This window comes from Kitasatospora sp. NPDC051170, assembly GCF_044455705.1.
Taxonomy (GTDB): Bacteria; Actinomycetota; Actinomycetes; order Streptomycetales; family Streptomycetaceae; genus Kitasatospora.
This window is the reverse complement of record NZ_JBITFA010000002.1, coordinates 491372-504407: the sequence shown is the minus strand read 5'-3', so window position 1 is coordinate 504407 and position 13036 is coordinate 491372. Positions and strand designations below refer to the sequence as shown.

The 13036-nt window shown below is 68.7% G+C and carries 9 protein-coding genes; 1 reads left to right on the top strand and 8 read right to left on the bottom strand.

Annotation, left to right across the window (positions count from 1 at the left end):
- Positions 1–44: 44 nt before the first annotated feature.
- From ACIBCA_RS05835 to typA, 7 genes are all read right to left on the bottom strand, one after another.
- The gene (locus tag ACIBCA_RS05835; RefSeq protein ID WP_396281568.1) at positions 45–1664 is read right to left on the bottom strand and encodes an ABC transporter substrate-binding protein; all 1620 of its coding nucleotides are present in this window, start codon (positions 1662–1664) and stop codon (positions 45–47) included.
- A 190-nt stretch (positions 1665–1854) separates the two neighbouring features.
- Complete coding sequence (locus ACIBCA_RS05830; RefSeq protein ID WP_396281567.1) at positions 1855–2871, bottom strand: ABC transporter ATP-binding protein; 1017 nt, start codon at positions 2869–2871, stop codon at positions 1855–1857.
- Positions 2864–3916, bottom strand: coding sequence for an ABC transporter ATP-binding protein (locus ACIBCA_RS05825; RefSeq protein ID WP_396281566.1), 1053 nt, complete (start codon positions 3914–3916; stop codon positions 2864–2866). The genes ACIBCA_RS05830 and ACIBCA_RS05825 overlap by 8 nt, the downstream gene beginning before the upstream one ends.
- Positions 3917–3935: 19 nt before the next feature.
- Positions 3936–4883, bottom strand: coding sequence for an ABC transporter permease (locus tag ACIBCA_RS05820; protein ID WP_396281565.1), 948 nt, complete (start codon positions 4881–4883; stop codon positions 3936–3938).
- Positions 4876–5805, bottom strand: coding sequence for an ABC transporter permease (locus ACIBCA_RS05815; protein WP_396281564.1), 930 nt, complete (start codon positions 5803–5805; stop codon positions 4876–4878). Before ACIBCA_RS05815 ends, ACIBCA_RS05820 begins: the two co-directional genes overlap by 8 nt.
- Positions 5806–5942: 137 nt before the next feature.
- The gene (locus ACIBCA_RS05810) at positions 5943–7601 is read right to left on the bottom strand and encodes an ABC transporter substrate-binding protein (RefSeq protein ID WP_396281563.1); all 1659 of its coding nucleotides are present in this window, start codon (positions 7599–7601) and stop codon (positions 5943–5945) included.
- 429 nt (positions 7602–8030) lie between these two features.
- Positions 8031–9935, bottom strand: coding sequence for a translational GTPase TypA (typA, locus tag ACIBCA_RS05805; RefSeq protein ID WP_396281562.1), 1905 nt, complete (start codon positions 9933–9935; stop codon positions 8031–8033).
- Between the two features lie 256 nt (positions 9936–10191).
- Here typA and ACIBCA_RS05800 point away from each other — a divergent pair, with 256 nt between their 5' ends.
- Complete coding sequence (locus ACIBCA_RS05800) at positions 10192–11298, top strand: hypothetical protein (protein ID WP_396281561.1); 1107 nt, start codon at positions 10192–10194, stop codon at positions 11296–11298.
- On the opposite strand, the gene ACIBCA_RS05795 is transcribed toward ACIBCA_RS05800, so the two are convergent.
- The gene (locus ACIBCA_RS05795; RefSeq protein ID WP_396281560.1) at positions 11295–13010 is read right to left on the bottom strand and encodes an ABC transporter family substrate-binding protein; all 1716 of its coding nucleotides are present in this window, start codon (positions 13008–13010) and stop codon (positions 11295–11297) included. The two genes, ACIBCA_RS05800 and ACIBCA_RS05795, sit on opposite strands and share 4 nt — an antisense overlap.
- Between the last annotated feature and the right edge of the window lie 26 nt (positions 13011–13036).

The window sequence follows — 13036 nt, the reverse complement described above, 5'->3', positions numbered from 1 at the left end:
TCCGCACGGGGGCGGGGAGGGCGGGGCCCGGCGGGAGTGAAGGATCAGCCCTTGACCTCGACCTGGGTCCAGGCCGGGTTGCCGAAGGAGTCGAACTTCACGTTCTGCACCTTGGAGGAGTAGCCGGAGTTGGTGCGGTAGTACCAGAGCGGGATGGCCGGCATCCCGCTCGGCAGCACGGCCTCCGCCTGCTGGTAGCCGCTGACCGTGTCGGCGACGCTGGCCGCCTCGTCGGCCTTGGTGGCGGCCTCGTCGAACTTCGGGTCGCTGTAGCCGAAGTCGTTGGAGGCCGCGCCGGTGCGGTACACCTCGTTGAGGAAGTTGGCGTTCAGCGGGTAGTCCTGCACCCAGCCGGTGCGGAAGGCGCCGTTGACGGTGTGCCCGGTGATCGCGGCGCGCGCGGTCTTGAAGTCCGCCTTCGGGTCACCGAGGCAGTCCACGCCGGTGTTCTGCCGGATCGAGTTGCAGACCGCGTCCACCCACTCCTTGTGGCCGCCGTCCGCGTTGTACGTGATCGTCAGCTTGTTGCCGGGGACGCCGCCGCCCTCCTGGATCAGCTGCTTGGCCTTGGCCGGGTCGAACTTGCAGAAGTCGCCGCAGGCGCCGTCCTTGTAGCCCTCGACGCCTTCGGCCACCCAGGCGCTGGCGGGCTTGCGGGAGCCCTGGAGCACCGTCTTGGTGATGGTGTCCCGGTCGATCGCCATGGACAGGCCCTGGCGCACCTTGGCCTTGTCGGGGGCGCTCCAGTCGGCCTGGTAGAGGGTGAAGCCGATGTTCTGGATGGCGCCCTGCGGGGCGTCGATCGCCCGGTCGCCGAGGTCGTTCTTGTACGTGGCCAGCGCGGAGGGCGGCACCTGGTCCATCACGTCCAGGTTGCTGGACTGGAGGTCCGCGTAGGCCGCCTCGGACGTGGTGTACATCTTGAAGACGACACCGCCGTTCTTCGGCTTGTCCACGCCCTGGTAGTCCGGGAACGCCTTGGTGACGACCTGGGTGTTGTGGGTCCAGCTGACGAACTGGTACGGGCCGTTGCCCACCGGCTTCTGCCCGTAGCCCGCCGGGTCCTTGAAGAAGCCGTCCGGCAGCGGCGCGAAGGCGATGTAGCCGAGCTTGTACTCGAAGTACGAGACCTTGTTGATCAGCTTGACCGTGAAGTGCAGGTCGTCGGTGACGGTCAGGCCGGACATCTTGTCGGTGGTCGGCTGCCCGTTCGTCGGGTGGACGTCCTTGTAGCCCTCGATGTCGGAGTACCAGGAGCTGTTGATCTGCGCGTTCTTCGGGTTCGCCGCCCAGTTCCAGGCGTCGACGAAGTTCTTGGCGTGCACCGGGGTGCCGTCGTGGAACTTCCAGCCGTCCTTCAGGGTGACGGTGTAGGTCTGCGAGTCGGTGGTCTCGATCTTGTCGGCCACCTGCATGCGGATCTTGGCGTTGCTCGGGTCGTAGTCCACCAGCCCCTTGAAGAGGTTCTGGATGATGCGACCACCGCCCACCTCGTTCGCGTTGGCGGGCTGCAGCGGGTTCTGCGGCTCGCTGCTCTGGTAGCTGAACGTCTTGTTGGCGTCCGATGAACTGCTGCCTCCGCCACTGCTGCTGCATCCGGTGGCAACCAGGGCCACGGAGGTAGCGGCGGCGAGGACCCAACGGGCGCGGACGGCTACGGGCATGGAGGTCCCTCCTCATGGTGTGTGTCGCATCACACCCCATGAGAAGCGCGGCCCGTCGACGGCGCGAGTCGGGAGCACCCGGATGGGTGCCTGAGCGCCCCGCCGAGTTGACGCGACGTCGGGCCCCGCCGGGAACGCGGAAGGGCCCGCGGCCGAAGCCGCGGGCCCTTCCGGGTGTCGTACGGGAACGTCAGGCCGCGGCCGACTCCCGGACCTCGGGGAAGTGGCAGGCCGACTCGTGGGCGGCCGCGCCCTCCAGCGTGGTCGGGATCGCCAGCAGCGGGACCTCCTCCGCGCAGCGGTCCTGCGCCTTCCAGCACCGGGTGCGGAAGCGGCAGCCGGACGGCGGGTTGGCCGGCGAGGGGATGTCACCGCTCAGGATGATCCGCTCGCGGGACTCGCGCGCCGTCGGGTCCGGCACCGGCACGGCGGAGAGCAGCGCCTGGGTGTACGGGTGGGTGGCGTTCTCGTAGATCTGCTCGTCGGAGCCGATCTCGACCATCTTGCCCAGGTACATCACGCCGACGCGGTCGGAGATGTGCCGGACGATGGAGAGGTCGTGCGCGATGAACATGTACGAGAGGCCGAACTCGCCCTGCAGCTGCTCGAGCAGGTTGATCACCTGCGCCTGGACGGACACGTCCAGGGCGGAGACCGGCTCGTCGCAGATGATGATCTCGGGCTTGAGCGCGAGACCGCGGGCGATGCCGATGCGCTGGCGCTGGCCGCCGGAGAACTGGTGCGGGTACCGGTTGATGTACTCCGGGTTCAGACCCACGACGTCCAGGAGGTCCTGGACGGCCTTGCGGCGGTCGCCCTTGGGCGCCACCTCGGGGTGGATCTCGAACGGCTCCCCGATGATGTCGCCGACCGTCATGCGCGGGTTGAGCGAGGTGTACGGGTCCTGGAACACCATCTGGATGTTGCGGCGGACGGCCTTGAGGGCCGCGCCGTCCAGCGTGGAGATGTCCTCGCCCTTGAACAGCACCTGGCCGGAGGTGGCCCGCTCCAGGTTCATCAGCACCTTGGCCAGCGTGGACTTGCCACAGCCGGACTCGCCGACGATGCCGAGGGTCTCGCCCTTGGCCAGCTCGAAGGAGATGCCGTCGACGGCCTTGACCGCGCCGACCTGCTTCTTGAAGAGAACGCCCTGGGTCAGCGGGTAGTGCTTGACCAGGTCCTTGACCTCCAGGATGGGCTCAGCCATGGAGGGTCTCCTTCCAGAGGTGGCACGCGCTGCGGCGGCCGGTGAGCTCCACGCCGTCCTTGTCGGTCACCTGGTGCAGCTCCGGGGCATCGGTGCGGCAGAGGTCGGTGACGACGTCACAGCGGGGGTTGAACGCGCAGCCGGTCGGGACCTTGAGCAGGTTCGGGGGCAGGCCCTTGATCGCGTAGAGGTCCTGGCCCTTCTGGTCCAGGCGCGGGATCGAGCGGAGCAGGCCCTTGGTGTACGGGTGCGCCGGGTTGGCGTACAGGTCGTGCACCGGGGCGGTCTCGACGATCCGGCCGGCGTACATCACGGCGATCTTGTCCGCGACGTCGGCGACGACGCCGAGGTCGTGGGTGATCAGGATCAGACCCATGTTGTACTCGGCCTGCAGCTCGGCGAGCAGGTCCATCACCTGGGCCTGGACGGTGACGTCCAGGGCGGTGGTGGGCTCGTCGGCGATGATCAGGTCGGGCTGCAGGGCCAGCGCCATGGCGATCATGATGCGCTGGCGCATGCCGCCGGAGAACTGGTGCGGGTAGTCGTTGACCCGCTCCTTGGCCGCCGGGATGCGCACCCGGTCCATCAGCTCGATGGCCTTGGCCTTGGCCTCGGCGCGGGAGGCACCCTGGTGCACCCGGAACATCTCGCCGAGCTGGTAGCCCACGCTCAGGACCGGGTTGAGCGCCGAGAGCGCGTCCTGGAAGATCATCGCGATCTTCCGGCCGCGGATCTTGCGCCGCTCCTCGTTGCTCATGGTGAGCATGTCCTTGCCGCGGAAGAGGATCTCACCCTTGGTGATCTTCCCCGGCGGCATGTCCAGGATGCCCATGATGGTCTGCGCCGTCACGGACTTGCCGGAGCCGGACTCGCCGAGGACGGCGAGGGTCTCGCCGGCCGCGACGGAGTAGTTGACGCCGTTCACGGCCTTGGCGACGCCGTCCCGGGTGTGGAACTCCACGTGGAGGTCCTTGACCTCCAGGAGCGGGGTTCCGACTTCGAGACGGTCACTGTTCTGGTTGTTGTTCTCGATCACGGTGGTCATCGGGTCGTCACCTCTTCTCTCAGCGGAGCTTCGGGTCGAGGGCGTCGCGCACCGCGTCGCCGAGCATGATGAAGGCCAGCACGGTCAGGCTCAGCATGCCGGCGGGGAAGAACAGGGCGAACGGCGCCGTACGGATCGACTTCTGGTTGGAGGCGATGTCGATGCCCCACGAGATGGTCGGGTCCTGGAGGCCGATACCGAGGAAGCTCAGCGTCGCCTCGAGGGCGATGTAGCCGCCGAGGGCGATGGTGGCGACGACGATCACCGGGGCGACCGCGTTCGGCAGGATGTGCCGGAACATGATCCGGCCGGTGCCGGCGCCCAGCGCCTTGGCGGCCGTCACGAAGTCCGCCTGCTTGACGGTGATGACCGAGCCGCGCATGACGCGGGTCATCTGCGTCCAGCCGAGGACGACCAGCGCGAACACCACGCTCCAGATCGAGCGCGAGGTGAAGGCGTTGAGGATCACCAGGGCGCCGAGCAGCAGCGGAATGCCGAAGAAGATGTCGGTCAGGCGGGAGATGATCGTGTCGACCCAGCCGCCGTAGTAGCCGGCCAGCATGCCGGTCAGGCCGCCGAGGATCGTCACGCCGAGGGTGACGCAGATGCCGACGATGACCGAGGCGCGGGCGCCGTACAGGACGCGCGCGTAGATCGAACGGCCCTGGACGTCGTAGCCGAACCAGTCCTCCTGGAAGAAGTTGCCGTAGTTCGGCTTGCCCAGGTAGTGGTTGCGCAGGTCGGCCGCGCGCGGGTCCACCGAAGTGAACAGGCTCGGGGCGATCGCGATCACGATCAGCAGCAGGATCAGCACCGCGGAGATCACGAAGATCGGCCGGCGGCGCAGGTCGTGCCAGGCGTCGGAGCCGAGGCTGCGGGCCTTCTCCGGCTTGGGGGCGGCGGCCGTGACGGCCGCGTCGCGCGGGGAGGGGATCCCCGCGTCCTTCTTCTCGGTCAGGTCAGGCATAACGAATCCTCGGGTCCAGGACCGCGTAGAGCAGGTCGACGATCAAACCGGCGGCCAGGTACACGAGCACCAGGAAGGCGACGAACCCGGAGACCGTCGAGCCCTCCTTCTGGTTGATCGCGTGGAAGAGCGCGTTGCCGACGCCCTTCACGTTGAAGATGCCCTCGGTGACGATCGCGCCGCCCATCAGGGCGCCGAGGTCGGTGCCGAGGAAGGTGACGACCGGGATGAGCGAGTTGCGCAGCAGGTGAGTGGTGATCACCTTGTGTCGCGGCAGGCCCTTGGCCACCGCGGTGCGCACGTAGTCGGCCTTGATGTTCTCGGCTATGGAGGTACGGGTGAGACGTGCGACGTACGCCAGCGAGAGCGACCCGAGCACCACGGCCGGGAGGATCAACTGGGTGATGTCGTCGCTGTTCTGCACGGTCGGGGTGACCCAGCCCAGGTTCTGGCCGACGACCGTCTGCAGGACGAAGCCGAACACCGGCACCGGGATCGAGATCAGCAGCAGCGTCAGGATCAGGGTGCCCTTGTCGAAGAGCTTCCCGCGGCGCAGGCCCGAGATCAGGCCGATGCCGACGCCGAGCACGATCTCGATGGCGAACGCCAGCAGCGCCAGCCGGATGGTGACCGGCAGGGCCTCGGTGATCACGTCGAGCACCGGGCGGTTGTTCCCCAGCGTCTTGCCGAAGTCGCCGGTGACCAGGTTCCCCATGTAATCGAGGTACTGCTGGACCAGCGGCTTGTCGAATCCCAACTGGTGCCTGAAGTTGGCGAGTTGGACCGGGTCCGGTGCCTTGTCGCCCCACATCGCGGCCACCGGGTCACCCGGCAGCACATGCACCATGAAAAAGATGAGCGCGGTGGTTCCGATGAACACCGGGATCATCTGGAGCAGTCGCCTTGCGACAAAGCGCCCCATCGTGCCTCCATGTTGGCTCTGCCGGGCCCGTCAACCCGGAGAGATAAGTCGGCGTGCCAACGGCCGGTGCCAGTCCTCGCCCTTGTGGGGATGGACGGGCACCGGCCGTTGTCACCGGGTCAGGCGGTGCCGACCGATTACTTCTTCTTGACCTCGACGTCGGTGTAAACCGGGTTGCCGAAGGAGTCGAACTTCACGTTCTGAACGTTGTTCGAGTAGCCCGAGCTGGTCTTGTAGTACCAGAGCGGGATGGCCGGCATGTCCTTGGCCAGAACGGCCTCAGCCTTCTGGTACAGCTCGGCGGTCTTCTCGACCGTGGTGGCCGCGTCGGCCTCCTTGGCCAGCGCGTCGAACTCGGGGCTCGAGTAGGCGGCGTCGTTGGCCGCGGCACCGGTGCCGTAGACATCGCGCAGGAAGTTGGCGTTCAGCGGGTAGTCCTGCACCCAGCCGGTACGCATCATGCTCTTGACCTGCTTCTTCGTGACGATGTCACGCGAGGTCTTGAAGTCGGGCTTCGGGTCGCCGAGGCACTCGACACCGGTGTTCTGGCGGATGTTGTTGCAGACCGCGTCCACCCACTCCTTGTGACCACCGTCGGAGTTGTACTGGATGGAGATCTTGCCGCCGGGGACGCCGCCGCCCTCGGTGATCAGCTGCTTGGCCTTCGCCGGGTCGAACTTGCAGGCGTCGCCACAGGCGCCGGCCTTGAAGCCCATGACACCGGGGGCCACGAACGCGTCGGCGGGGATGCGGTTGCCGTTGAGCACCGTCTTGGTGATGGTGTCGCGGTCGATCGCCATCGACAGGCCCTGGCGGACCTTGGCGGCCTTGTCCTTGTCCATCGAGGTCCACTCCGTGTTGTACAGAGCGAACGAGATGTTCTGGATGGCACCCTGCGGCTGGTCGACGGCGCGCTTGCCCAGGTCGTCCTTGTACTTGGGCAGGTCGGTGGAGTCGACCTGGTCCAGGACGTCCAGGGTGTCGGACATCAGGTCCTTGTACGCGGCCTCACCGGCGGTGTAGTTGCGGAAGACGATTCCGCCGTTCTTCGCCTTGTTGGTGCCGGCGTAGCCGTCGTAGGCGGCCAGGGTGATGGCCTTGTTGTGCTCCCACGACACGAACTTGTACGGGCCGTTGCCGACCGGCTTCTCGCCGTAGCCGGCCGGGTCCTTGAAGAAGCCCTCGGGCAGCGGGTAGAAGGCCGAGTAGCCGAGCTTGTACGTGAAGTACGAGACCGGGGAGGACAGGTCGATCGTGAAGTGAGTGTCGTCGACGACCTTGAGGCCGGACATCTCCTTCGCGGTCGGGTCACCCTTCTCCGGGTGGACGGCGTCGTAGCCGACGATGTCCGAGAACCAGTCGGAGTTGATCTGGTTGTTGGCCGTGTAGGCCGACCAGTTCCACGAGTCCACGAAAGACTTCGCCGTCACCTTGGTGCCGTCGTGGAAGGTCCAGCCGGACTTCAGCGTGACCGTGAAGTGCTTGGCGTCGGTGGTCTCGATCTTGTCGGCCACCTGGTTACGCAGAGCACCGGTCGCCGGGTCGTAGTCGACGAGGCCCTGGAACAGCTGCTTGACGATACGGCCGCCCTGGTTCTCCATGGCGTTGGCCGGCTGCAGCGGACGCTGCGGCTCACCGCTCTGGTAGCTGAACACGCCGGCGGGGTTGACGGCAGCACCGTCGGAGCTACCACCACCGTTGGAGGAGTTGCCGCCTCCGTTGCTACCGCAAGCAGTCGCGGCAAGGGCGACAGCAACAGCTGCGACAACCCACTTGGCCTGGCTCCCACCACGCATCGGTGTGCCTCCTGAATTCGACGTTGCAACGAGGAGAGCACTGCGGACGGTTGAAACCGGACCCGCTGTGCCGTCCGCGCTCGTGGTTTCGGCGCGCACCCCTGCGCGTTCACCCTTGACCCGAGCCTGACTGGACCCACTATCCGTCACGCACGGACACGAAAGTGACCAGTGACGATCTCAATTAGGTCACATGAACAGTCGGTTAGTTTCGAAAACCGGACATATGAGACATAGCCAGACAGGCACCAAACGGACAGTCGTCACGGATGACGAACTGTTACGTCCGCTCAGCGGACGTCTTGACGTGATGAGCGCTATTCACGGAATAGCGGCCCCGACAACTTGGAGTAGTTGAAAAAGTTCGCCCCCCTCTCCAACGGAAAGGGGGGCGGGCATTCCGGCCAAAGGCCGTCTAAGCCATCAGGATCAAGCCTTCTTGGCGCGCGAGGCAGTACGTCCGCGGTCCTTCTGGTCGAGAACGACCTTACGGATGCGAACCGTCTCCGGGGTCACCTCGATGCACTCGTCCTCGCGGCAGAACTCCAGCGACTGCTCCAGCGAGAGCTTGCGCGGCGGGACGATCGACTCGGCCACGTCAGCGTTCGAGGAACGCATGTTGGTGAGCTTCTTCTCCTTGGTGATGTTCACATCCATGTCGTCGGCACGCGAGTTCTCGCCGACGATCATGCCCTCGTACACCTCGGTGCCCGGGTCACAGAACAGCACGCCGCGCTCCTGCAGGTTGGTCATCGCGAAGGCGGTGACCACACCGGCCCGGTCGGCGACCAGCGAGCCGTTGTTGCGGGTGGTCAGCGTGCCGAACCACGGCTCGTGGCCCTCGTGGATCGAGTGGGCGATGCCGGTGCCGCGGGTGTTGGTCAGGAACTCCGTACGGAAGCCGATCAGACCGCGCGACGGCACGACGAACTCCATGCGGACCCAGCCCGAGCCGTGGTTCGACATGTTGTCCATGCGGCCCTTGCGGATGCCCATGAGCTGCGTGACCGCGCCCATGTGCTCCTCCGGCACGTCCACGGTGAGGCGCTCGACCGGCTCGTGGGTCTTGCCGTTGACCTGCTTGGTGACCACCTGCGGCTTGCCGACGGTCAGCTCGAAGCCCTCGCGGCGCATGGTCTCGATGAGGATGGCCAGCGCCAGCTCACCGCGGCCCTGCACCTCCCAGGCGTCCGGGCGCTCGGTGTCGAGGACGCGCAGCGAGACGTTACCGATCAGCTCGCGGTCCAGGCGGTCCTTCACCTGGCGGGCGGTGACCTTGCGATCCACCTTGCCGGCGGCCTTGGCGTCCGCGCCCTTGCCCGAGCCACCGCGGCCGACGAGCGGCGAGGTGTTGGTGCCGATGGTCATCGAGATGGCCGGCTCGTCCACCGTGATCAGCGGCAGCGCGATCGGGTTCTCCGGGTCGGCCAGGGTCTCGCCGATCATGATCTCGCCGATGCCGGCGACGGCGCAGATGTCACCCGGGCCCGCCACCTCGGCCGGCTTGCGGGTGAGCGCCTCGGTCATCAGCAGCTCGGAGATGCGCACGTTCGAGATGCTGCCGTCGCGCTTGATCCAGGCCACGGTCTGGCCCTTGCGCAGCTCGCCCTGCTCGACGCGCAGCAGCGCGATGCGGCCGAGGAAGTTGTCGGCGTCCAGGTTGGTGACGTGGGCCTGGAGCGGCGCGTCGGCCTCGTAGGTCGGGGCCGGGACGTGCTCCAGCAGCGTGGAGAAGAACGGCTCCAGGCTGGTGCTGTCGGCGGGAACGGTGCCGTTCTCCGGCTTGGTCAGCGAGGCGACGCCGTCACGGGCACAGGCGTAGACGATCGGGAACTCGATCTGGTCCTCGTCCGCGTCCAGGTCCAGGAACAGGTCGTAGGTCTCGTTGATGACCTCGTCGATCCGGGAGTCCGGGCGGTCCGTCTTGTTGATGCAGAGGATGACGGGCAGACGGGCGGTGAGCGCCTTGCGGAGCACGAATCGGGTCTGCGGCAGCGGACCCTCGGAGGCGTCGACCAGCAGGACGACCGCGTCCACCATCGACAGACCGCGCTCGACCTCGCCACCGAAGTCGGCGTGGCCCGGGGTGTCGATGATGTTGATGGTGATCGGCGCGCCACCGTCCTTGGGGTGGTACTTGACCGCGGTGTTCTTCGCGAGAATGGTGATGCCCTTCTCGCGCTCCAGGTCGTTCGAGTCCATCATGCGGTCGTCGAGCTGCTGGTGGGCGGCGAAGGCGCCGGCCTGCTTGAGCATGGCGTCGACCAGCGTGGTCTTGCCGTGGTCGACGTGGGCGACGATGGCGACGTTACGGATGTCGTTGCGCGTGGGCATGCCTTGCTGATTCTCCCGGAATCGTGGGTTGCGGCGCCCGGCTGCGTGACGCGCACTCGCGACCCCTGTCGGTCGCCGTCGCCCGTTCCGCCTGCTACTACCGGTCCACCCACCGGGCATCTGGACATGCCTCGGCTTCCCCCTATCGTACGGGGAACCGCCCAGGGCGGCAGAAACGGGCTGCTCAGGCGGGACCAAGATCACAACTGAGTGACTTCTCTTACGTCCGGAGGACGCCTTCGCCAGGCTTCGGTCCGTGATCCGACGAATCCTCGCCTCGCTGCCCTGGACCTTCCGAGCCGCCGGCGCCACCGCCCTGTACCTCGCCGTCCACGACGGTCTCCCGGCCTGGACCGCACTCGGCTGCGTGATCGGCTTCCTGATCGGCCAGGAACCGCTCGGCGACCTCTGGTTCCTGCTCGTCCACCGCCTCTTCGGCGGACGAGCGTACGCGGTCTCGTACGGCCGGGGCCGCAAGATCTGGAGCGGAACGATCGCCGGTGTCCCCGTCGAACTCGGCCTGCGCCCGGCGAGCGGGCTCGTGATCCCCTGGGGGCAGCAGTCGGTCCCCGCCGTCCGGCTGAGGGTCTGGGCCACCTCCACCGCGATGTTCGCCCTCCACGGGGGGCTCGGCACCTGGCTGGCGACCTCCTGCACCGGTCTGCCCCAGGGCATCGGCTACGGCTTGCTCTTCACCCTGGTCACCACCGCCGTACTCACCGCCTCCCGGCCGATCGACTCCCTCTGGGCCGTCTTCGTCCTTCCCTTCCGTGCGAACGGGGTGAAGGTCGACCTCCCGTCGCCGAGCGCCGTCGAGGCCGAACGGCTCCTGATCCGGGGCCTGATCCCGGAGGCCCGCCGGAAGCTGGACGAGGGCGAGCCCGCACTCCTCACCGCCGCCGCGATCACGCTGGCCGAGGGTCGGTGCGAACAGGCGCAGGAGCTCGTTCTCGAAGACCTGGACCGGGGCTGCCAGGAGCGTACGGCGTGCTGGCTCATCGGCATGGTGCTCATCAGCCACGCCGACGCCGGGGAGCTGCCCCCCGAGCTGGCCGGCGCCCGGCTGGAGCCGTTCCTCAACCGGTGGAACATCAGCGACCCCGCTCTGGTCCCCGACTTCCTTCCCACCGCCGACCTCGCCCGGTTCCGCAACGACAACCGCACGGCCGTCCGGGTGGCCCGCCGTCTCTCCCGGCAGGTCAGCTCCTCGTTCTGGCGCGCCGAGGCGTGCTGCTCCCTCGCCGCCGCTCTCATCGCGGACGGCCGCCCGGAGAAGGCCCGCAAGGCCCTCGCCCGGGCCCGCCGGGAGTGCCCCGAGCTGGCGCGCATCGCCGACGTCGAACGGATGCTGCCCGCGGCCTAGCCGCTCCAGCCGAGGTCCTGGAAGCGGGGCCAGGTGAGGCCGAAGGCGCCGGCGCCCTGGAGGTCGGTGCGGACGGCGACGAGGTCGGGGCGCTGGTAGAGGGGGACGGAGTGGCCGAGCTGCCAGATGCGGAGGTCGGCCTGCTGGAGGAGGTCGAGGCGGGTGTCGGGATCGAGTTCGGCGGTGGCCCGGTCGAAGAGGTGGTCGATCTCCTCGGTGCCGCTGCGGCCGTAGTTGGTGCCGGGGGCGAGGGCGCCGTCGGGGTCGGGGCGGGGTTTGGCGTAGGCGGGGCGCTGTTCGCCGGCCGGGTTGGGGCCGGCGGGCCAGGAGAACAGGGCGAGGTCGTAGTCCCCGGCGGCCAGGTGGTCCTGGACGAAGGTCTCGGCGGGGGCGGTGACGGGCTTGACCGCGATGCCCGACTCGGCGAGGCCCGTGCGCAGGGCATCCGCGGCGCGCTCGGCGCTCGCCGATCCGGCGGGCAGGAGCAGGGTCAGGGAGAGGGCCCTGCCGTCCTTGGTGCGAGTGCCGCCGCCCTGCCGCTTCCAGCCCGCCTCGGCCAGCAGGGTCGCGGCGTCCTCGGGCCCGGCGGCCGCGCCGTCGTCGTGGTAGCCCTCCTGGCCCTGGGCGAGGAGGTGGTTGCCGAGCGGGGCGCCGGGCAGGCCCAGCGGGGCGAGGGCCGCCTCGGCGACGCGCCGCCGGTCGACGGCCCGGGCCAGGGCGCGGCGCAGGGCCGGGTCGGTGAGCGGAGCGCGGGCGGCGTTGACGGTGAGCTGGGTGAGCGAGGGCGCGGCGGCCCGGTGGAGGGTGATCCCGGTCAGTGATTCGGCCCGCGCGAGCGCCCGGGGGTCCTTCTCCACGGCGGCGGTGAGCGGGGCGACGTCCAGCCGGTCCTGGTCGAGGGCGTCCAGGCGCTGCTCGGGCGGCGCGGCCAGGAAGTCGATCCGGTCGGCCTTGGGCCGCTCCCCCCACCAGAGCGGGTTGCGGGCGAGGGTGACCCGTCCGCCGTCCGCGTCGTAGCGGGAGAGGCTGTACGGCCCGGCGCTCAGGTGGCTGCCGCCGGTGAGCGCCCGGTTGAAGGCGGCGGGGGTGGCCGTCTCGGCGGCCGGGTAGAGCGGGCCGAACAGCGAGCGCCACTCGGCGTACGGCCGCCGGAAGGTCACCTTGATCTCGCGCGGGTCGGCGCCCTGGACGATCGAGTCGACGGCCTCGTACCCGGCGGGGCGGCCGCCGCCACGGTAGGCCGGGTCGAGGCCGGAGAGGGCGGCCCGCTGGGCGGTGAAGTCGGCGGCGGACAGCGGGGTGCCGTCGTTCCAGACGGCGTGGGGGTTGAGCCGGTAGGTGACGACCTGCGGCTGCTGCCCGGGCGGGGTGGACTCGGCGGCGGCCAGGTAGTCCGGGTCGGGGGCGAGTCGGCCGTGCTCGTCGGGCCGGAACAGCGAGGGGTAGAGCGCGTGCGCGAGCAGGGCCGAGTCGGCGTTCGCCTCGCGCTGGTAGACGTTGAGCGTGGCCGGGACGCCGTCCAGGGCCCAGCGCACGGTGCCGCCGTCGCGGACGGCGCCGCGCTCGGCGGGGCGGACGTCCCCGGTGGTGGCGGTCGGGTCCGCCGGGACCGGCGCGGGCGCCGGGGTGCGGTGGTGGCCCTCGGTGCAGCCGCCGAGGGCGGCGGCGAGCAGCAGTGCGACGGCTGCGGCGGTGAGCTGGCGGACGCGCATGGCGGCCAGGCAACACCTGGTGCCCG

What these genes read in the sequence shown, in the direction of transcription:
- ACIBCA_RS05835 (WP_396281568.1), bottom strand. Translation starts at nt 1,664, where the DNA reads ATGCCCGTAGCCGTCCGCGCCCGTTGGGTCCTCGCCGCCGCTACCTCC.
- ACIBCA_RS05830 (WP_396281567.1), bottom strand. Translation starts at nt 2,871, where the DNA reads ATGGCTGAGCCCATCCTGGAGGTCAAGGACCTGGTCAAGCACTACCCG.
- ACIBCA_RS05825 (WP_396281566.1), bottom strand. Translation starts at nt 3,916, where the DNA reads ATGACCACCGTGATCGAGAACAACAACCAGAACAGTGACCGTCTCGAA.
- ACIBCA_RS05820 (WP_396281565.1), bottom strand. Translation starts at nt 4,883, where the DNA reads ATGCCTGACCTGACCGAGAAGAAGGACGCGGGGATCCCCTCCCCGCGC.
- ACIBCA_RS05815 (WP_396281564.1), bottom strand. Translation starts at nt 5,805, where the DNA reads ATGGGGCGCTTTGTCGCAAGGCGACTGCTCCAGATGATCCCGGTGTTC.
- ACIBCA_RS05810 (WP_396281563.1), bottom strand. Translation starts at nt 7,601, where the DNA reads ATGCGTGGTGGGAGCCAGGCCAAGTGGGTTGTCGCAGCTGTTGCTGTC.
- typA (WP_396281562.1), bottom strand. Translation starts at nt 9,935, where the DNA reads ATGCCCACGCGCAACGACATCCGTAACGTCGCCATCGTCGCCCACGTC.
- ACIBCA_RS05795 (WP_396281560.1), bottom strand. Translation starts at nt 13,010, where the DNA reads ATGCGCGTCCGCCAGCTCACCGCCGCAGCCGTCGCACTGCTGCTCGCC.